Here is a 20,658-nt window from a genome sequence, read left to right on the forward strand (position 1 = left end):
CGCTACGGACGATCACCGCTCACCGCGATCCTGCCCACCGGACAACCGAGGTACAGCAGGCTGTACTCTTCGGCGCTCCTTGACACTCCTTCGCCCACGATCTGACGACGACCCGAACGGTGCCCTATCGTCTGGTCCAGGAGGTTCGTCTGGTCCAGGAGGTGCGGATGCCGACCCCTGACCCCGTGGCCGTACGGAAACCGGCACGTCGATGGGACGTGTTCGCCCGCGCCCGCGCCACCCTGGACGCCTTCGAGCACCTCGTCGGCGGGCTGGGCACCACGGTTCTGGCGCTGGTCGCGTTCCTTCTGGTGGCCGCCACCGCGCTGGCCTGCCTCTTCGGCGTGGGCGTGCTCCTGGTGCCCGCCGCGCTGCGCGGGCTGCGCGCCGTCGCCGACCGGGAACGCGCACGGCTCTCCCGCTGGGGTCCGGAGATCATCGGCCCGGACCCGGTGCCGTCCGGCCTGCGTGCCGCCCTCACCGATCCGGCCGTTCGCCGGGAGCTGGGCTGGATGGTCACCCACGCCACCCTCGGGCTGTTCCTCAGCCTGGCCGGTCTCACGGTGTCCTTCAGCGCGGTGACCAACACCACCTTCCCGCTGTGGTGGTGGCTGCTGCCCCCGGAAGAGGCGGCCACCTCGGCCATGGGGCTCTGGACCGTACGCGACCTGCCCGGTGCCCTCGGGGTCAGCCTGCTCGGCCTGGGGTGGATCGTCCTCGCCCTGCTCCTCATACCGGGGATGGCGCGGCTGCAGGCGTGGCCCGGCCGGCGGCTCCTGTCGGCCGACCCCGGCGCCGACCTCGCGCTGCGGGTAGCGCAACTCACCGCGACCCGCGCCGCCGCGCTGGACGCGCACGCCGCCGAGCTGCGGCGGATCGAACGGTCGCTGCACGACGGGACCCAGAACCGGATCGTCGCCGTCACCATCCTGCTCGGCGCGGCCCGCCGTACGCTGGCACGCGACCCGTCCGACGCCGACGCCATCCTCGAACGCGCGCAGAGCGCCGCCGAGCAGGCGCTCGCCGAGCTTCGCGCGGTCGCCCGCAGCATCCTGCCCCCGGTGCTGACCGACCGGAGCCTCGCCGACGCCCTCACCGGTCTGGCCACGACCTGCCCGATCCCGTGCCGGATCGACGCCGACATCCCCGTCCGGTGCGCCGCCTCCGTCGAGGCCACGGCCTACTTCGTGGCGGCCGAGGCGCTCACCAACGTCACCAAGCACAGCCAGGCCCGGCACGCCACGGTCAAGGTCCACCGCGACGCCGACCGGCTCCACCTCCAGATCACCGACGACGGCCACGGCGGGGCGGACGAGCGCAGCGGGTCGGGGCTCGTCGGCATCCGCCGCCGTACCGAAGCACACGACGGGACATTCATGCTGAACAGCCCTCCCGGTGGACCCACCACCCTCACGGTGAGCCTGCCATGCGGATCGTGATCGCCGAGGACGACCCGCTCCTGCGCGAGGGCCTCGCGCTGCTGCTGCGCGCCGAGTCACTCGACGTCGTGGCCACCGCCGCCGACCCCGACGGCTTCCTCACCGCCGTCGACGCCCACAGGCCGGACGTCGCCATCGTCGACGTCCGGATGCCGCCGACCCACACCGACGAGGGGATCGTCGCGGCCGTCGAGGCCAGGCGACGCCGCCCCGACCTGGCCGTGCTCGTGCTGTCCGCCTACGTCGAGCAGGCGTTCGCCACCGAGTTGCTCGCCCAGGGCAGCTCCCGCCTCGGCTATCTCCTGAAGGAGCGGGTCGGGCGGGTCGAGGAGTTCCTGAGCGCGCTGCACCGGGTGGCGGACGGAGGCACGGCCATCGACCCCGACGTCGTCGCGCAACTCCTCACCCGCAGCCGGCCCGACACCCGGCTGGACCGTCTCAGCCCCCGCGAGCGCGACGTGCTGGCCCTGATGGCCGAGGGGCTGGGCAACACCGCCATCGCCGAACGGCTGTTCGTCACCGACGGCGCCGTCCACAAGCACATCCGCAGCATCTTCGCGAAGCTCGACCTGGCCCCCACCGACCGCGCGGACCGGCGCGTCACCGCCGTCCTGCACTACCTCGACGACGCCCACCGCCGGGCCTGACCCGCCACCCGTCACCGGGACACCGGCGCCACCCCCGACACGCGCGGCGGGCCGCCCGGAACGATACCGGCGGTCAGAACGGTGACGCACGTGCACTTTCCAAGAGGAGAGAGAGGATCAAGGAAACAAAGCGCTCGCCCCTGACGAGCCGCTCCCCCGAAGTCGATCACCCACCGGCCACAAGAGGGGTACCGCGAGGAACCGTCCGATGGCCGATCAGTGGTAACCGAACTGACCAAGACGGTGATGGGCGATCTCGACCTCGGCGGGCGTGAAGAGATCCGCGAAGCGTGACTGGACAACGAGTGCCTCGACCGTCAGATCGAGACGCCCGCGCTCCCACAGGGCGGCGAAGCCGTCGGACACCGCCGGCGCGTGCAGGAGCTTGCGGGCCGTGGCGAGGCTGCCGTGCTCAGCGAGCATGCTCAGGAAGTACGTCGCGTGGTAGTTCGCCTCGCCTCGTGCCCTGTCGTAGACGGAGCGCATCGCCGCGTCGAACTCGGCGTCAACCTTCACTCTGGCCTGAGGCTCGTCCGAGGCGACGGCCTGCTCCCCCATGACGCTCTCGTCACCACGGGTGCCCGCTGCGTTCTCGTTGCGGCGGTTCACGTAACCGAGCAGTGCGTCGACCGAGGTGAACACCTCGTACCCCAGCTCTTCGAGCCGTGGCAGATCCGCGACGTCGGGGTCGAGCTCCAGAACCACAGGTCTGCCCTGCCCTGCCTGTAGCCCATCCGGCCAGAAGGCCTCCGCGACGGCAAGCGCGCGACCTGTGACGGGATCGGCGATCTCACTGTCAAGCGCCGGTTCGGCGTATCCCAGCCGCACCAGCTCCTCAGCCATGGCCTTGACCTGTGCCGAACGAACATCGTCCTGCTCGCCGGCGACCACCGTCACCGGCCGGAGTTCGGTGGCGGTCGCGGCGGAGGCGCCGTCGCGGAGCTCGGTCAGGAACGACTGAACGGCTTGTGCGAGCAGTTCGCGCCGGGCGGCGAGGAAGTCGACGTAGCGCTCGATCCGCCACAAGTCAGGGTCGGAGGGGATCCACTGCGAGGCCAGCACGCCGGGTTGCCTCTTCTCGGCCTCCGCGAAGTACTCCTCGGGAGAACGCTTCCCGATCATGAGATTGGTGTCCTGCGTCAGGAAGCAGAAGTTCGCGACGGCGTTGACCTGTCCCCGGTCATATCCGGCCTTGTAGAGGAGCGCCTTGGGAAAGATGTGGTGCACCTGGAGTGTGCTGAGCTTGCCCAGCGCCTCGGCACGCAGTTCCAGACCGCTGCCGAGGTCCCGTGCCCCCTTGACCCGGGTGATCATGTAGAGGAGCGGGTAGAAGCGCGCCCCCTTCGTGGAGCCGTCGAAGTCATGGGGCTGGATCTCCAGGTTCCCGCCGCGCCAGCGTTCCAGAGAGGCGATCAGACCGTCGATGCCCGACTCCTTCACGACCTCGTAGTCCTGGGCGAGGACGGTCTCGGTGGAGCCGGCGAAACGTCCCCACAGTGCCGAGTGGACATACCAGAACAGCACCTTGTCGCGGTGGACGGCGTCGGCGAACCGGCCTCCGGGGCTGAGGTGGAGCAGGCGTGAGATGACCGGAATCGCGTAGCGGCCCATGACGACCTGGTCGTGGTCCAGGCCGAGGCGTCCGGACGCCGCGTCCAGGAAGTTGCCGACGTATCCGACGGACTTGGCCAGGGCGGTCTCGAAGTCGGTGGCCGACACGGCGTCGAGGGCGGTGAACACCGCGCGTCCCGTCGCCACGGCGGTGGTGTTACGCAGGAGCCAGTCCAGGGAGAAGTCGAATCCCGCGCCCTCCCACCGCTTCAGGTGGTCACGCATCACCTGCCGGGCGGGGGACCAGTGCGCGCAGATCTTCGCCAGCGCGAGATCTCCTTTGGACAGCGCGGTGCCGCCGGAGTTCACCCGGTTGAAGATGTCGACGACGACCTCGATGTCCTTGTCCGGACCGGTGATCTTCTCCTCGTGGAACTCCCTCTCAAGCAACTGCCGCAGTCGGTTGAGCCGTTCGAGGTAGGTGGTGAATCTGTCCGGGGCCGTGCTGAAGTCCTTGATGAACGGCTCCAGCCCATCGGTGAACAGGCGGGTCACATCCACCCATCGGGCGTCGTCTCGCATCTTCGCCGGGGCGTAGAACTCGAAGTTCTCGTCCTCGACATTGAAGCGGAGACCCGTGAAAGCTGAGGCGTCTCCCTCGAAGAAGGCGGGCGCGTGACCGCGGATGACGCCATAAAGGGAGGTGATGCGCTGCTGGCCGTCGAGAAGCAGCAGTCGCACCCCGCCGTCGGTCGCACCGCCACGCACCGAGGCCTGGTCAGGCTCGGTCTCCCACAGCAACAGGCCGCCGACCGGATACCCGCGATACAGCGAGCGCATGAGTCCGCGGACCTGGTCGCGGTTCCAGACGTATCCCCGCTGGAACTCCGGCAGGAGCACGGTGCCGTTGTCGATCTGGTGGAGGAGTACCGAGAGCTTGGCCATGTCCCGCCTTCATCGTGACGAACTGATGATCTTAGATGTCGCCGTACGTTTCGTGCTTGACTTTTTACTGAAAGTCACGTGGCGAAACCGGCCAGGAACTGGCTGGCCGCGCCGTACCAGGAGAGGCGGAGCTGCTCCCGCGCCCGGGTGCACGCGACGAACACCAGGCAGCGCTCGCGTTGGAGGTCCTGTGAATGCGTCAGTGGATCCTCCTCGACCGGGGTGACGGCGTTCGACGACGGCACCTGGTGTTCCGAGAGCCCGATGACCGCCACACACCGGAACTCCAGTCCCTTCATCCGGTGCATCGTCCCGGCCCGGACCGCGTCGTCGGCGTCCTGCGCCTTGGCCAGCGACCGCGCGGGGACACCGGCCTGCTCCAGCGTGGTGATCGCCGCGTCCGCCAGCATGTTGGATCGGGCGGCGACGCCGATCTCCCCCGGTTCCACTCCCGCGTCCAGCCACTCCCGGACCCCGCGCGCGAGCGCGTCCAACTCGTCCTTCTGTGTGCGGTATCCACGCAGCTCCGGGGGGCGCCCGTGTATCTGCGACCGGTAACCGGCCACCGTGTCCAGCCCACCGTCCATGTCGTCGATCCGCTCGCCGTGGAGCATGCCGAGGCTCCAGGCGAGGATCTCGGCGGTCGTCCGGTAGTTGACGGTGAGGCGCGACGAACGTCCCCCGACCTTGATCCCAATCTCCCGCAGGGAGACGCGGCTGTTGTAGATCCGCTGGTGGGTGTCGCCCGCGATGAACAGGTCGTCGGGCCCCTCGGCGACCGCCGCGCGCAGGAGCCGCCACTGGACGGGGTGCAGGTCCTGCGCCTCGTCGACGACGATGTGCCGGTACGGCTTGTCCGTCCGCTCCTCCAGCAGGCGGGTGGCCTCGACGCAGATCGTCTCGTACGTCCATACCCGACGCCGTCTGAGCTCCTCCTCGAACTCCCACACCGCCTGCCACACCTCGGCCTTCTGCCGGGTGCCCAGCCCGCGGCCCCGTCCCTCCCGCTTGGCCTTGAGATATTCGGTGGCGTTTGTCACCCGCTGGGCGAGCACCACGTGCCGCCACTCCTCGGCGAGAAACGTCTCGGTGAAAGACACGTCGAGCCGCTTGACGACCCGTCGCCAGATGTCCTTCTCCTCCCTGTCCCGCAGGATGGCGGGGCGGCCGTGCCGCTCGGCGAAGACCTGGTAGGAGAGCTGGTCGACATGCCGCACCTCGATCTGTTCGCGGACTTTGGCCGAGTCGGCCAGCAGCCGCAGCCCCGCCTCCAGCGAGGCGGACAACGTCGAGGTGAAGGTGGTCACCAGCACCGGCCCCGCCCCGAGGCCCGCGAGGTGATGGGCGCGGTGCAGCGCGACGACCGTCTTGCCCGTACCGGGACCGCCGGTGACGCGCGCCGACCCGTTGAAGCGTGCGTACGCCACGTGATGCTGCGCCGGGTGAAGGTAGATCTTCCAGAGCGCGAACGGGTGCCGGAACACCTCCATGAGCTCCTTCGGCCCCTCGACCAGCACCACTCTTTCCGGGGTGCGCTCGACCGCCGCGGTGATGTCCTCGATGTCGTACGACTCCCGTCCCGGCACGACACCGAGCTCACCCCACACCTCCTCGGGGGTCATGCCCGCGGCCAGTCCGTAGAGAGCGTCCCACTGGTTCTGCGGCAGGAAGGATCTGGCGGCCTCCAGTTGCACGACGTCGGTCAGCACCCTGGCGAAGGCCAGGGTCTGCTCGTCGACGCCGAGTCGCCTGAGGTCGGCGTCGCCCGCGTCGTCGAAAAGCCGTCGCGGCGCCCGGTCGGCCATCCTGGCCAGTTCGGGCAGGGTGGCGTCGATCGCCACCCCGTCCCTGATCTCGATGCGGCCGGTCGCCGTGTTCACCGAGGCCTTCCGCCGCTGCGCCCATGTGTAGGCGTCGTCGTGCGGGAGCACCTTCAGCAGCGTGAACGAGTCGCCCGCCTCGGGCGCCAGCACGACCCCGCGCCAGAATTTGTCAATCCGGATGGTCCGGAATCGGGGGTCGCGTGCGTTGTTCGGTTTCTCCAGGTGCAGTCCGGCATGCGTGGCCTGTTCGAACTTCGCGAAGACCTCCGCGACGCGCTCCTGGACGGATCGTTCCAACTTTCCGTAATCACGGAGAAAGTCCTTGTCGATCCCGAGCTTTGCCACGCCATGTCCTCCGGGGGGTTCTCACGTTTGGAGACGACCTACAAGAATGCTCGTACACGTTATAGATCATCAAGGCTTTCCAGGATTTCCCGGATTTTGTCGACGTTGGGATGACGGGGACCGTACCTCTGTTCGAGATCCCGAAGAAGGTCACTCAATGTGGTCTTCGCCCGCAGTCTTCGACCGGAGCCGAGTTCCAACAGCCCGATCTGGCGTCGCAACTCCAGGATCCGGTCCTCGTCGACGCCAAAACGTCGCTCGTCGTCCAGAAGCGCACCGAGTTGGGTCAGAGCGAGGTTCGTCTCTCCGACCGCCGCATGGCAGTTCGCCTCCATGAGGCGGCAGCGCAGTACGAGGTCGTGCCCGGGCTTTTCCCGTTCGGCGAGGTCTGCCGCGAGCCTGCGGAACTCGGGGGCCGCTCGCCGGTAGTCCCCGCCGAGGAACAGGGCGTCGGCCAGTTCGATCCGCAGGTCGATCACCTCCGGGTTCTTCGGCCCGAAGGCTCGGGCGGCGCGTTCCAGCGCGTCCGCCAGCACCTCCACGGCCTGGGAGAACCGGGACTCGGCCTTGAGCGCCGCGGCGTCCTTGCGGGCGAACGCGAGGTCCACCCGTCCGCTCCGCGCTTTCTTGTCGTTCTGTTCGGTCCGCCCAGCGCCCTTGTCATGGCGGATCCCGGTCGGCTGAGAGGACACGGGCTGTCCGCTCTCGGCCGTCGACCGGTCCGAGACGCGCGGGTTAAGGACGCCCCGCCCGGCGCCCCCATCCGCGTTCCGAGCAGTGGCGGCCTGACCGGCAGCGACCCCATCGGCTCCGATTCGACCGGCGGTGACCTCGTCGGCCGCGATCCGCCCGACGACGGCCGCGTACATGCGTACCGGATGCGGTGCGCCGAGGTTCACATAGCCGGGGAACGGCGGCAGGTTGCGGCAGAAGTCCATCAGCCGCTCGTAAACCACGTCGGCGCCGGGAGGCCGCCTGTCCGGTGCCTTGGCGAGCAGCCACAGGACGAGCCGCTCCAGCCCCTCGGGGACGTCCTGCCTTCTCTCGCGCAGCGGCCGGGGCGCGATGTCGGTGTGGTTGCGCATCGAGGCCAGCGCCGTGGGACCGGCGAACTGGTTGTCACCGGCGAGCATCTCGTCCAGGACCACGCCGAGGGAGTACAGGTCGCTCCGTCGGCTGGTGACGCCGTTCATGGCCTGCTCGGGCGCCATGTAGGCGGGGGTGCCCACCACGACGCCCGTCCCGGTGAGCTTCGTCGCGACGTTGGGGCCGAGCGCGGCGGCGATGCCGAAATCGAGGACCTTCACCGTCCCGTCAGGGCAGAGCATTAGGTTGCCCGGCTTGAGGTCGCGGTGCACCAGCGAGCCCGCGTGAGCCACGGCCAGCACCGAGCACACCTGGGCGGCGATCGCCACGGCCCAGGCCACGGGTACCTCCGTCTCGTCGAGCAGCGAGGAGACCGGGCATCCGTTGATGAGTTGCATGACCAGATAGAGGTCGTCGCCGTGCGATCCGCAGTCGTAGACGGTGGGCACTCCCGGGTGCTCCAGCCGGGCGGTTATCCGCGACTCACGTACGAAACGTTTGGTGAGCTCGTCGTCGGGTCGGCCGTCGGCCTGCCTGTCGATCCGGATGAACTTGACCGCGACCGGCCGGTCCAGGCGTTTGTCGTAGCCGAACCAGACCTCTCCCATGCCGCCCGCGCGGCGGGACACCGGGTCCAGTTCGTAGCGATCTCCGATAATCGTCCGCCTGCCCAAAACGGCCTGCCTTTCGCGGGGGCTACGATTTTTCGCGACAATCCTTAAGGATTTTTCCGGTAAAACGTACATGTCCGCGGATCACATCGCAGGTTTCCCTGACGGTGCTCCTTTCCCCGGTGACCGTGAGGCCATCGCACGACCGTTTCCTCCCAGCTCATCGAAGCCTTTCCAGCACGCCCCGGGAACGCAGCTCGGCGATGTGCTCGGCCGCACGCCGCGGGGCGGTGCCACCCCGCACGAGCAGGCCGGCCTCGATGTTCCTGGCGACTCCCGACTGGGTGAGGTTGGCGCTGGAGACGAGCATGACGCGCCGGTCGGCGACGGCGAGCTTGGCGTGCGTCTTCGCCCCCTTCTCTGTCCGCCTGGCGACCGGCCAGTGCCACAGTTCGACTCCCGCGACCGCCGCGAACGCCGCCGCAGGTTCCGCGCCGCCCAGCGCGGAGCCCGCGCCCTGCAACGTCTCGACAACGGCCACAACCGACACCCCGCGTCGCACCGCCGAGGTGAGGGCGTCGACCAGGGGCGCGTACGGCGTCGCGGAGTAGGTCATGAGGAGCAGTTCGTGTGACGCCTCCCCCACCAGGTCCACCAGAACCTGGGCGGTGGCCCGGACCGGCACGGGGTGGGTGCTCGGCCCGCTCCACACAGACTCCACCCGGATCACGTCCGCCTGCTGCGCGTGTCCGTCGGCGACGCCACGCAGATAGGCCACGGCCTCGCCGTCGGAGATCCCGTCGTCCTCCTGCGCCGCCAGTACGGCCAGTGCCGCCTCGGCGAAGCCGGGGACCGGAACCGACGAGGGGATCGCCGAGCGCAACCACCCTTCGGCGATCCGCCCTGCCAGGACGCGGAGCCGCACGGGTCCGAGACGGGCGGCGGCCTCCGCCACCGCCCGTACGAAACGCGAGTCCGGCGTCACGGAAGCTCGGGATGAGAACAGGGCTTCATGGAATCTCGGAATAGAGGGCCAGGTCGGGATCGCCGATCGGGACGACGAATCTGCGGTCGAGGTAGCGGTTGCCCCGTTCGCAGGTCGTCTCCGAGACGAAGAGGCAGACGTGGCAGGCGGCCCCGTGCAGGAAGTCCTCGGGCCTACGGGGCAGCCGCTCGGCGCACAGCGGGTCGGAGGAGCAGCGCCTGGCGTCCGACAGGGCACGGCGGGTCAGCCGCACCAGCTCGTCGGGCTCGGCGAGCGACACCAGGCCGCCCAGAGTGCCCTCCGCGTCCGGCACCGCCGTGTAGATCAGCAGTCCGCTGCGCGGGTCGTCCTCGGTGCCCGCGTAGATCCGCTCGGACAGGCTGGCGGAGCTGTAGCCGCACTCCAGCGCGATCGTACGGATCAGCAGGTGGGACAGGGTGTGCAGGGCGTAGTAGCGCAGGCCCGGCCAGCCGCGATACCTGTCGAAACCCGCGGGGAGCCGGTCGGAGTAGCGATGCTCGCGAAACCGGCCGTACGCCTCGCGGTGCTCCTCCGGCACCGAGTGCGTCTCGCGGCGCTCGTCCGTGAACGAGGAAGCACGCACCCGCTTCTCCCAGGCGGCGAGCAGTTCCTCGGGCACCCTCAGGAAGATGCCCTCACCACGCACCTCGCTCGCCGGCACCCAGGTGGGCTTGGACCGTGCGAGCGGTGCCCGGATCACCAGGTCGGGGTCCTCGAAGTCAGGGGCGTCCAGCCGGGTGAAGCCGATCATCGCGCGGACCTCACGCAGGCGCTCGGCCTGGACGACGTCCGCGTAGTAGTCCTTCAGCGGAGCGGGCACGCCGTCCGGATGCCGGTAAAGAGTGAAGTCGTCGCTCGGCTCGGGGAGCGTGGGGCCGGAGAAGACCTGCCATTCGGGGGTGAGCAGGTCGGTCCGGCTCTCCGGGTCGGTGCCCGCGCCGTCGAGCCCGGCACGGTGGCGCTCGATGGCCGCCCAGAGCTCCCCGTTGTCGGGCCACTTCTCGAACTCGTAGGAGAGCGGCGCCATCGTGCGCATGAACGGCAGGCTCTCCGGCCCGGGGACGTGCTGCAGGTTTCCCCAGAACTTCTCGATCCTGGCGTCGAGCTCGTTCGCCCCGCTCTCTGGTACGGCGAGCGCCGAGAGGGTCTGCGCGAACCACTGGTTGGAGGCGCCCACGACGAGGATGTGCGGCTGCTTGTCACAGCCCTGCTCGGCGAACGTGCCGAGATGGGGGTGGCGCCCCCGGCAGCGCGGCAGTTGGTCCCTGCCACGCCGTCCCATGGCCTCGCGGATGTTGCGGTCGGCGTCGCAGCGCTGGCAGACGATCCGCACGTTGGCCCCGATGTTGCCGCCGTAGTCCTCCATCAGGAGGTTGGGCTTGGCGACCTTGGAACACTCCTCGCCCCGGTGCACGAACTCCAGGTAGGGAAAGTCGTCCAGGTGTCCCGCCGCGCAGGCCAGCACGAAGCGGGCACCGACCACCCGACGTTTCCTGTTGCCGCGCCCGCACTCGTGGAAGAACTGGGCCTCGTGCGGCTTGCGCGCCTTGTCGTTCTGAAAGCCGAACGCCTGCGTGTCGATCGGCGCCAGCAGGTTGCAGGTGGTGCACCGCATCCAGCTCGGGAACGGGAGGACGGGCACCCCGACCCGCGAGGCGTCCCCGTTGGGATTGGTGTCGATCCCCGGGAGCCACGGTGCGGGCCTGAGGTCCCCAATCGTCTTGCCGAGGATGGCCTGGACGGCGGCGAGCAGCCGGGGTTCGGCGATGATCTGCGTGGCGTCGCCAAGATTGTCGTGCCGCCACTCGTCCAGCCCCCTGACCAGCACCGAGAAGTTCGGCAGGTCGACGATGGAGCCGACGCCGGAGGTGAACATCAGGTGGCTGGGGCGCACCGCCCCCACCCGCCGCCGGTACGCCGCGGAGTCGGCCATCACCTGCCGCCCTTCTCGTCCAGCGTCGAGACACCCATCTCGTCGCCCTGGGGGATGTCCACACCCTCGCCGTCGTCCTCGGGCGGGCGCAACGTCCACGGCGGCGCCGCGTAGGCGGGGGTGAAGATGTCCCCGCCGCCCGGCAGCAGCAGGTTGATCTCGTTCTCCGTCTCGCGCATCGAGTTGCCGACCGTCAGGTCACCCCACCGGCCGTTGCCCGCGCGGTCCAGCAGGCCGGCGACGATCTCCTTCGTGGTGCTCTTGCGCCGCTCGTAGCCCAGCCGCGCGGGACCGTTCTTGCGCAACTCCCAGGCGTCGGTCACGACCCTGATCCGCTCTCGCAGGTAGTCGCGGGCGCGGGTGTCCCCGGCCGCCTCCGCGCGGGCGAGGAACCGGTCGACGATCCGGCCGACGACCTCGCCGGAGAGTGAGACGTCCTCGGCATCGCGGTTGCGCGCGTGGGACTCCTCCACGTTGCGCACCGCGGCGACGAACGTCCCGGCCGTGCCCCGATCCAGGGCCCGGCGCGTGTACGGCGTGACCGACAGCGCCTCGACCTGGCGGTAGAAGGTGGCGTGATAGTGCTCGAAGTCCTCGTAGTGCGCCAGGTCGCGGGGGCGCGACCAGTTGTAGAGCGTGATCACCAGGCCGGGGCGCTCGGCGTCGCGGCCGACCCGGGAGGAGGCCTGGATGTACTCGGCGGTGTTCTTCGGCTGCCCGGTGACCACCATCAGCCCGAACCGGGAGACGTCGACGCCGACCTGGAGCATCGACGTGGCGAGCACCACGTCGACGGGCTGCCTGCTCGCCCCCCGCCGGTACTGGCGGTCCGCCAGCGGGTGGAAAGCCCGCCGCCTGTCCTTGTTCTTCTCCCTCATCACGTCACCGATCTCGGCGCGCACCCGTGACCGCCGGACCGAGGTGTCGAGCTCCTGGTCGAAGCCGACCTCAAGCCGCCTGAGTACCTCGCTGATGTCGGCCGACGAGATCCGGGAGGTCAGCTCCACGATGGAGAGCATGTCGGTCGGGCTGAGAAGACGGTTCGACAGGCCCTTGCGCCTGCCGTGGGTCCGCACCCGCGTGGTCACGTCGTCGTCCATGTAGCGGCGCATGCCGGCGAGCTCGCGGGTGGCGTTGAAGTAACCGACGACGGTCATGTACGGGTCGGCGGGCTCGCCGTACCGGTCGAACATCGTCTGCCCGGCCAGGAACAGGATCTCGGCGAGCCTGATCTCGGCGGACTTGAGGCGCACCCCGTGCGCGCACACCCCGAGGTAACGGCGGCCGGGGGTCTTCGGGGTGACCGGCACCTGCCGGGAGAAGAACGTGTCGGCGACGTCGACGACCTGCGGCGGGAACACCGCGAGTCCCCGTCCGAAGACTCCGAGCACCTGGCGCTCGGCCCGCTTGGTCGTCGCGGTGGAAGCGATGATCTTCGGGCCGGTCGGCCGGCCCGGTGCCGGGCTCCAGGTGCAGAGCTCGTCCACGGCCGCCTCGAACAGGCCGACCGTGGTGCCGAGCGCGCCGGAGATCAGGTGCAGCTCGTCCTGGATGATCATGTCCGGGGGCCGGAGCCGCACCACCGGGCGGCTGACGACCCTGGGAAGTCTTCCCTTGGCGTTGTGCCTGCCACCGCAATTGGCCTGGTCGTCCAGGTCGGCGTGACGGTAGCCGTGCCGGGGACACCACTGCCCGACCCTGCCGAACAGGTGACCGGCGGCCCCCTTCCAGGGAAGCTGGGCCAGCTTGTCGACGGTGGCGATGACGAGGCTCGGCACCAACCTGTAGATCTCCTCGTCGACGGTGAGGATCGGCAGGCCGTCCCTGCGCGCGGCGATCTCCCCGGGGTCGTCCAGCCGGGAGGTGAGCATGCGGTCCTCGCCGAGCCGCGAGAACGGGCAGAGGTCGGCGTCGCCCTCCCTGCCCCGGCCGCAGTACAGCAGCACCCGGTTGCGGTCCTCGTCGATGTCGAGACTCCGGTCGCCGGTCAGCTTCTCCCCGCACCACGGGCAGGTGAGCGTCTGCAGCACGTTGGTCCTGCGGCTCGCTGGAGCCTGCCTGGCCTCGTCGATCTGGTCGGCCGCCTCCCTGAACGAGTTCGGGGAGACCGAGCCGCCGACCCACAGGCCGATACGGAACGGCTCCTCACCCCAGGTCGCCGGGTCCTCGCGGCGCTGCACCTCGGCGGCGCACACCAGCGCGGCGGCACGCTGGAACTGCTGCGCGGTGAGCAGCCGCAGGGTGTAGCGCATCAGCACCGACACCCCGGCCCGGCCGTCGCGGGCGTCGGCGCCGGAGCCAACCGTGCCTTGAAGGCGGCGGATCGCGAACGTGTACGCGGTCAGCCCGAGGTAGGCCTCGGTCTTGCCGCCACCGGTCGGGAAGAAGAGCAGGTCGACGGTCGCCGAGGAGTCGGCGGCCCGCTCCGGGTGCTCGGGGTCGGTCAGCGACGGCAGGTTGAGCAGCACGAACGCGAGCTGGAAGGGCCGCCACCGCGCGGCCTTCGCCCCCTGCTCCTCGACTTTGGCCATGGCCTGCTCGTAGCCCAGGCCCAGCTCGTCGCGGAGCTTCCCGACGGCGGTACGGCGGCGCTGCGAGGCCATCGCCGTACTGGCGAACCGGAACGCGGCCAGCGCGTCCGCGTGGTGCTCGCGCTTCGGGTCGGTGAGCAGGTCGACGCCGTCGCGGATGCGGCCCGCGGCCCGCCTGGCTTTGAAGACGGCGACCTCGGCGGCCTCGCGGAGCGGTTCCGGCAACCCGGGGATGCGGGCCTCCTGCCCGTCCAGCCAGGCCGCGTAGCCGTCGGCGAGCGGCCGAAGCCCGGCCTTCAGCTCCTCGGGCGAGGCGACGGCGAGGGCGTCCATGGACAGCTCGACCTCGGCGAGGTCGGTGCCCTCGCCGTCCGGGGCGACGGTGGCGGGCACGTCGTAGGCGGGCAGCCAGGTCGTGCGCAGCCGCTCGGCGCACCGCTGCCCCTCCGGCACGTCCGCGTGCACGGCGACGTTGCGGCCCGAGGCGTACCGGCGCTCGCCCCGGTAGAGCAGCCGTAGATGCCGCTCCTCCAGGTCCTCGCCGACGGCCTCCAGGTCGTCCAGCGGGTCGTCGATCGGCAGGAAGACGCAGGCGTCGGGACTGGGCTCGGCGCGGTCGAGAATGTCATGGCCGGAGGTGGCACGATCGGGGGTGGTCACGGTCAGCTCGGCCTGGAACAGCCACGCGGTGTCGGTGTTGCGCTCCGGCTCGGCCTGCTGGTTGACCAACGTCAGCTCGACGACCCTCCTGCCGTCCCGCTGCGGCCGTACGGCCACCCGCAACAGGACACCGGGGGCGTCGGCACGTTCCATCGTGAGCGGGAGCCGCTGGGAGGGCGCGCCGTCGAGCCGGATCTCCCGGTCGTACCGGATCGGTTCCCGCGACCAGATCGGGACGGTCCGCTCCCTGCCCTTGGCGTCCTCGACCACGGTGTCGGCCTTGCCGTACCGGCCCCATGAGGCGGTGACGGCGAGCACGTCGACATCGCCGAGCACCGCGAACGACAGGCCCATGGAGGAGGCCCAGATGCGGCCGAGGTTCTGTGGAGTGAGCACCTCGGGCAGCTCCCCCTCACTGCCGTCGCCCTCGGGACCGATCTCGGTCTCCGGCATCTCGCCGGCGTCCTCCCCGGGGGGCCTGCGCGAGGGCTTGGGGCCGAGCATGCCGACGAGGTAGCGCTCGCGCGGCCCGGACGCCCTGGGTGGCAGCTCCTCGGTCTCGCCGCCCCACGGGCCGAGCAGGTCACGCCGGACGAGCTCCTCGAACGCGCCGCGCACCTCGAAGGACGTGGCCTGCTCGAAGTCCTGCGGCACGTCCAGAGCATGAGGTGCCTTCTCCTGCCCGGCCGCGGCTGTGCCCCCACCCACCAGGTCAAGCCCCTGCTGCTTGTCGCCTAAGTCCGGAAAAAGGTCCTCTTGGTCATTTATCACGCCCGTCGACACCTCTCGCCGAAGACCCCGCCTTGGCCGTTCATTACAGCAGAGTTTGCCTGGTCTTCGGCATGTCCGCGAAGCACGAGCACACGGTCTGGCAATGTCGGCCTGCCCTTCACCGCCCGTCTTCGAACATCGACACGTGATCCGGCTCCCACCACAACGCGCGAGAGCTTCCTCGGTCAAATTCGTGGAAGCCGGTGAACGCTCGAATTGTCGTCCATGGACTCTATGGTCAATGCTTCAGCCAGCAGCCAGGAGGCACCGCGTGACCACCACTCCGCACGAGAACCACATCCGGGGGTTTCTTGCACAGCGGCTGCATCTCCTTGAGCCGGGACTGCGCCGTGTCGATGAGGAGTACGTCCTGACAAACTCTCAGGGAACCGGCGGCCGGATCGATATCCTCGCTCGCGACCGGCACAACATGTGGGTGGTCATCGAGCTGAAGCGAGCGAACCAGACGGCCCGCGAAGCCACCCAGGAGATCACGAAGTATGTGGAGTTACTCCGACGTGAGAAGCGGATTCCTTCCGACGACATCCGGGTGATCGTGGTCGCCCTTGAGCCGCAGTGGCAAGAACTCCTGGCCCCGCTCAGTAATCTCGCCCGCAACTGGCAGCACGATCTTCGCGGATACAGTCTGCGGATTGACGATGACGGGGTTCCGCTCGATGCGCGACGGGTTGATCTTCTGCCGGAGCCGCTCGACCAGAAGCTGACGCCGATCCACTTCATCTATCTGTTCGAGCATCGCGATGGACGGGACAGGTGCTGGAAGCAGGTGGTTCGTCGCGCCGCCGAAGCGCACGTGGATGACCTTGTCGGCGTTGATCTTGACTATTGCGGCCCTTCGGGAATCGTGATGTATCCCCACGCCCTGTATCTGGGCTTCGGTCGCGCCAGTTCTCGCAAGGGCCGGCCACCGTGCGGACAGGAGTGTGATCACGAGATCCTGGATAAAACCGAACGTGACGAGTATGAACATCCTGATGAGTACGACGCGCTGTGCCACGTGACAAGTTCGGTTTTTGGTGACAGCGCCGAGACCGCCTATCCCGAAAAATTCTTGACCCTCGCCGACGATCCTCACTGGGTGGTCAACCAGGTTCGCACCTCGGGGGCTTTCACGCGCGGCCCGTACGAGACCGGTGACTTCATCAACGCTCTACGCGGAAACGATGGTGGGGCAAAGATTCGCTTCCATAACAGCGCCAGCACAAAAATCGTGTCGCGCTGGAACGAATTCCGGCAGGCCGCGATGGAGTGCCTGGCCACCAATGAGGATTGGGCCGAGATTGTCGGCGGTTGGCTCGACCTTGTTCGCGAGCTGCCTGGCGAATACGACGTCAACCTGCACATCTACAATCCGTGCGATCTCATCGCGGCCTTGGTTCACGCAATGCCCCAGAGCATCAGGGAGTACCACGCGGAGACCCTGACGAAGAGCCTGAGTGAGTGTGAGCCGATGGTCGTGGCGATTGCTCAACCGCGCGACGAAGATCATCCGTACCACATACTGCGGGGTGTGCTTCACTGGAACGGCATCGGCATACCCGACCTGCGTCGTCGCGTCGAACAGGTATTTCACGACAGCACGGACTGGCAGCTTGCCAGGTGCGTTGACTTGGCCTGGCAGGCCGACCACGAGTTGCTCAACCTTCTGGAAATGCGGTACGCGGCTCACTCTTCGACCCTCATCCCGCTAACCCAAGGCGGGTTCGAGGAGCATGACAACACGGTCATCCTGCCTCAGGACCTGAAGCCTGAAATCGTCGAGAACTGGGTCGGCCTGTTCTCCTTGAGCGACTTCATAGATCGACATCGAGAAGAAATCTTCCTCCTTGTCCAGGAGTACAGGCAGCATCTCCACATCCTGAACAGCAGAAACTCACCCTCCGCATAGAAACGTTCACCCCCACGGGTTCGTCGGATGTCATGACAGACAAGAGAGCCTTTTCTTCCGCCAACGAGTGGAGCAGGCGTACCGATGAAGAAGTCTGAGCACACGATCCTCGACTCAATGTAACGCTCAGCTACCTCACCGGCACGCCGATAAGTCACACAAAGCGACCACGTGACCATGTTGTCCCAGGCGATCCTTACTGTTATTTTTTACTAGCTTGATGATCTCTGTCGGAGATAGGAGTTTTGTGCCCCCATTCCCCCAGGTTTCAACCAAGTTTAATCATCTAGGCCGAGGAGCAATCGCCGGACTTCTGATCGCCTCTCTCCTCACGATCGCCCCCGTTTCCACGGCGTCAGCAGATCCCGCGCCCAGCGGAACCACCAAGCAGGAAATCGCCGCCGGTTCACAAACCGCACCTGTCGAGTTACTCGGAGCGGCAACCGAAACCACGCGATACTGGCGCTATCCCGACGGACGTGTGACCACGGAGATCTGGCCGAGGCCCGTCCGCGTCCGGAAGAGCGGCGCCTGGGCGTGGATCGACCCCACCCTTGTGGAGCAGAACGGCGTCATCAAACCGAAGGTCATCAAAGGCGACCTGTCGCTGTCTCCAGGCGGCGGCACTGACGCATTGACCACCTTCACCCCCACGCCCGAGCAGTCCCTGGCCCTGTCATGGCCCACCGGGCTATCCAAACCGAAGCTGGAAGGTAGCCGAGCCACCTATGCCGACGCGGCCGGCCCAGGTGCCGACCTCGTGGTCACCGCACTGGCGACCGGCTTCCGCTACGACGTGGTCCTGCGGACCCGCCCGGCCGAGGCCTTGGAGCTCAAGATCCCAGTGCGGGGCAAGGGCCTCGCACTGCGCGAGGCCCCAGACGGCCGTCTACGAGTGACCGATGACGACGATTTCAACGTCGCCGTCGCCCCCAAGCCCTTCCTGCGTGGCACCGAGACCACGAAGAGCCGTAGCACCGAAGCCGGGGCGGTCGAGGCCGGGGTGGCCACCGCGAACGGGCAGCAAACACTGCTCCTCAAGCCCGACCCCGCGTACCTGGCCGATCCGGCCACGTCATATCCGGTGACCATCCAGTCCGCGTTCAGCATCACCCCCACCGCCGACGCCGACGTCTGGAGCCTCACCCCCAACTTTCCGAACGGCGACGGCAGCACCCTGAAGGCGGGCACGGACCCAGACGGCAGCAAGTCCCGCGCCTACCTGAAGTTCAACATGTCACCTCTTGTCGGACAGCAGGTCAGCAACGTCACCCTGTCCCTGCTCAATATCGACGGCCCCAGTTGCGGCACTGCGGTCGGTGACGGAATTCAGGTCCGTCGGGTTACCTCCGCCTGGAATCCCGCCACCGTCACCTGGGCCGCGCAGCCGACCAACAGCACCGAAAACGCCGTCACCAACAGACGCAGCGTCGGCGGAGCATGCGAGCCCGCTCCGATGACCTGGGACATCACCGCTATGGCCCGTCAATGGACCGGCGACGTCGGAAACTACGGCCTGGTCCTCATGTCCCCGACCGAGCGCGCGGAAAGGAACTACCGAGTCTTTCCCGCCTCCGAGGACACCGACTTCAACGACCCGCCCAAGGTCACCGCGACCTTCAATCCCGTCGGCTCCCCCGTCACCGTCCATCCCGCCGACTCCGGCGGCGTGGAGGTCATCTCGGCTCCGGAGAAATGGGGCGCCGACGCCCTGCAGATGGCCGAACCTCAGGCTCATGCCCTGAGCGCGGCGCAGGATCGCGTCGAAGCGAACTCCGACGCGCTCGCCACTCCGTACGTCGACATGGTCAGCGGTCAGGTCATCGTTCCCGCCGCCACCACCGGCGGTCGTACGATCGGCTCCGCACTTCTGGCAGGAACCTCCCACCTTGGTCTCGCGGGCACCGACTGGACCGTCCCCGGCACCTACACGGGCGACGACACCGACGAAGACCTCGAAGGACCGGCCGGCCAGACAGAGAACTACAGCTTCGCCCCGCAGGTGCCTGATGTGAGCGTCAGCTCGGCACGGCTCTCCAGCATCGTGTCGGAAGTGCTGCACGCGGACGCGAGCCAACTGCCCGGCGCTGAGAGCATCGTCTCCGGCCGAGCATGGCCCGAACGCAACCAGGTCCTCTTCACCGCCAATGCCGTGTCATCCGAGATGCGATTGGCCCTCGCCCAACGCTACGGCACCAATACCGTTGTCATCCGACTGGATCCGAACGCCGAGCACCCACAGTTTCAAGACAGCCGGGACAACGACAATGATGACTACATCAACGGCGCAGGAGCCTACCTCAACGGTCAGAATCAACCTTGCACCATGGGCTTCGCATGGTCACTTCCGGCGGGGAGACGACTTGTGACCGCTGGACACTGTCTGCGGAACGATGACGTCGAGGGTGCTTTTTCGTACGGACGGCGCGTGCTGGGCAATCAGAAATACGGTACGGGAACCGTAGCTCTCCCCGGCCAGAGCAAGTTGCTCGGCGACTCCGCACTGGTGCAAGTCACCCAGGCGCCGAAGCAACCGACGGCGTCCATCTTCGTCGGTGCTTACGACTCGACCACGAAGCGTCCCGTGAAGCGCAGCTGGCCCCGCCGCGCCCAAAACGGTGACCTGTACTGCGTTGGCGGTATGAACACGGGCCAGACCTGTAGCTGGAAGGTCACAAATCCTAACACCTCCATCGACTTGAAAGAGGAGGGCGTGACGAAAAACGTCGTAGAAGGCACCAGAGACAACGGATGCACTGACAGCGGCGACTCCGGTGGAGCTGTTTACACCATCGAGCCAGGTGCTGGATATATTATCGCCAAGGGGATTCACAGCGCTGGAAATGCCCCGCTGATCGGTGACTGTGGCGAATACTTCACCGATATCCATTCCGTCCGCCAGGCATATGGCGGCGACGTCATGAAACGTAGATAGGAAACACTTCGAGTCCATGACAACTACCCGCTTCAGTAAGCACCTCAAGGCGATCACCCTTGCTTCTGCGGCACTGGCCTTGACGGCATGCAGCGCCCCTCACTGGGAGAAGATCTATTTTGCGACGCTGTCCGCCGATGAGTTGACCTTGACAGCAAACGTGATCTTCGGAAAGCCCGACAAGGACGGCACACACTGCGAGCGGGTTACAGGATCGGAAGTGTTCGAATCATCCTCCAAGGTGATTATCAAAGTTCAGGTGAGCGAAAACTCCTGCCCTCGCCCCTGGCCCTGGGAAAATGTCGCCACACACTCAATAGGCTACCTGCATCCTGTGCAGTTCAAGTTGAAGAAACCACTCGCGGGGCGGACCGTCGTCGACGGCACAAAGCATAAAAAAATCCAAGTCAAAAGATCGACAGACGCCTCCTGACACCAACGGGTAGCCGGGGGACATCCCCGGCTA

At 67.7% G+C, this 20,658-nt stretch carries 11 protein-coding genes; 5 read left to right on the forward strand and 6 right to left on the reverse strand.

Annotated elements, in window-relative coordinates; translation table 11 throughout:
* The first annotated feature begins 167 nt into the window (after positions 1-167).
* Positions 168-1,439 (forward strand): sensor histidine kinase, encoded by a 1,272-nt coding sequence (locus ACFFRH_RS11105; RefSeq protein ID WP_344743225.1) that lies wholly within the window; start codon positions 168-170, stop codon positions 1,437-1,439.
* The gene (locus ACFFRH_RS11110) at positions 1,427-2,086 is read left to right on the forward strand and encodes a response regulator (RefSeq protein WP_344743224.1); all 660 of its coding nucleotides are present in this window, start codon (positions 1,427-1,429) and stop codon (positions 2,084-2,086) included. The genes ACFFRH_RS11105 and ACFFRH_RS11110 overlap by 13 nt, the downstream gene beginning before the upstream one ends.
* A gap of 216 nt (positions 2,087-2,302) precedes the next feature.
* Here ACFFRH_RS11110 and ACFFRH_RS11115 read toward each other — a convergent pair whose 3' ends face one another.
* The 6 genes from ACFFRH_RS11115 to drmA form a co-directional block, all read right to left on the reverse strand.
* Entirely contained in the window at positions 2,303-4,582 is a 2,280-nt protein-coding gene (locus tag ACFFRH_RS11115; RefSeq protein ID WP_344743223.1) for a GmrSD restriction endonuclease domain-containing protein, read from the reverse strand.
* Positions 4,583-4,656: 74 nt separating this feature from the next.
* On the reverse strand, positions 4,657-6,750 hold the full coding sequence (locus ACFFRH_RS11120; protein ID WP_386156034.1) for a UvrD-helicase domain-containing protein: 2,094 nt from the start codon (positions 6,748-6,750) through the stop codon (positions 4,657-4,659).
* 59 nt (positions 6,751-6,809) lie between these two features.
* The gene (locus ACFFRH_RS11125) at positions 6,810-8,465 is read right to left on the reverse strand and encodes a serine/threonine-protein kinase (RefSeq protein WP_386156036.1); all 1,656 of its coding nucleotides are present in this window, start codon (positions 8,463-8,465) and stop codon (positions 6,810-6,812) included.
* A 202-nt stretch (positions 8,466-8,667) separates the two neighbouring features.
* Positions 8,668-9,432, reverse strand: a complete 765-nt coding sequence (gene drmC / locus ACFFRH_RS11130; RefSeq protein WP_386156038.1) for a DISARM system phospholipase D-like protein DrmC — start codon at positions 9,430-9,432, stop codon at positions 8,668-8,670.
* Positions 9,433-9,457: 25 nt separating this feature from the next.
* The gene (drmB, locus tag ACFFRH_RS11135; RefSeq protein WP_386156040.1) at positions 9,458-11,386 is read right to left on the reverse strand and encodes a DrmB family protein; all 1,929 of its coding nucleotides are present in this window, start codon (positions 11,384-11,386) and stop codon (positions 9,458-9,460) included.
* Positions 11,386-15,285 carry a DISARM system helicase DrmA gene (gene drmA / locus ACFFRH_RS11140; RefSeq protein ID WP_386156042.1) on the reverse strand — a complete coding sequence of 1,300 codons (3,900 nt, stop codon included), beginning with the start codon at positions 15,283-15,285 and terminating at the stop codon, positions 11,386-11,388. The genes drmB and drmA overlap by 1 nt, the downstream gene beginning before the upstream one ends.
* Before the next feature lie 334 nt (positions 15,286-15,619).
* Between drmA and ACFFRH_RS11145 the strand changes: the two genes are divergently transcribed.
* The 3 genes from ACFFRH_RS11145 to ACFFRH_RS11155 all read left to right on the forward strand — a co-directional run bounded on the left by ACFFRH_RS11145 (position 15,620) and on the right by ACFFRH_RS11155 (position 20,625).
* Positions 15,620-17,257: an endonuclease NucS domain-containing protein gene (locus tag ACFFRH_RS11145; protein ID WP_386156044.1), complete on the forward strand. Its 1,638-nt coding sequence runs from the start codon at positions 15,620-15,622 to the stop codon at positions 17,255-17,257.
* 481 nt (positions 17,258-17,738) lie between these two features.
* Positions 17,739-20,192 (forward strand): DNRLRE domain-containing protein, encoded by a 2,454-nt coding sequence (locus tag ACFFRH_RS11150; protein WP_344745954.1) that lies wholly within the window; start codon positions 17,739-17,741, stop codon positions 20,190-20,192.
* Positions 20,193-20,208: 16 nt separating this feature from the next.
* Positions 20,209-20,625: a hypothetical protein gene (locus tag ACFFRH_RS11155; protein WP_344745953.1), complete on the forward strand. Its 417-nt coding sequence runs from the start codon at positions 20,209-20,211 to the stop codon at positions 20,623-20,625.
* The last annotated feature ends 33 nt before the right edge of the window (positions 20,626-20,658 follow it).

It is taken from the genome of Streptosporangium vulgare, assembly GCF_042428775.1.
In the GTDB taxonomy this organism is placed as follows: Bacteria; Actinomycetota; Actinomycetes; order Streptosporangiales; family Streptosporangiaceae; genus Streptosporangium; species Streptosporangium vulgare.

Bases quoted from the DNA above. Each gene is read 5' to 3' on its own strand.
- ACFFRH_RS11105 (WP_344743225.1), top strand. From the start codon at position 168: ATGCCGACCCCTGACCCCGTGGCCGTACGGAAACCGGCACGTCGATGG.
- ACFFRH_RS11110 (WP_344743224.1), top strand. From the start codon at position 1,427: ATGCGGATCGTGATCGCCGAGGACGACCCGCTCCTGCGCGAGGGCCTC.
- ACFFRH_RS11115 (WP_344743223.1), bottom strand. From the start codon at position 4,582: ATGGCCAAGCTCTCGGTACTCCTCCACCAGATCGACAACGGCACCGTG.
- drmB (WP_386156040.1), bottom strand. From the start codon at position 11,386: ATGGCCGACTCCGCGGCGTACCGGCGGCGGGTGGGGGCGGTGCGCCCC.
- ACFFRH_RS11155 (WP_344745953.1), top strand. From the start codon at position 20,209: ATGACAACTACCCGCTTCAGTAAGCACCTCAAGGCGATCACCCTTGCT.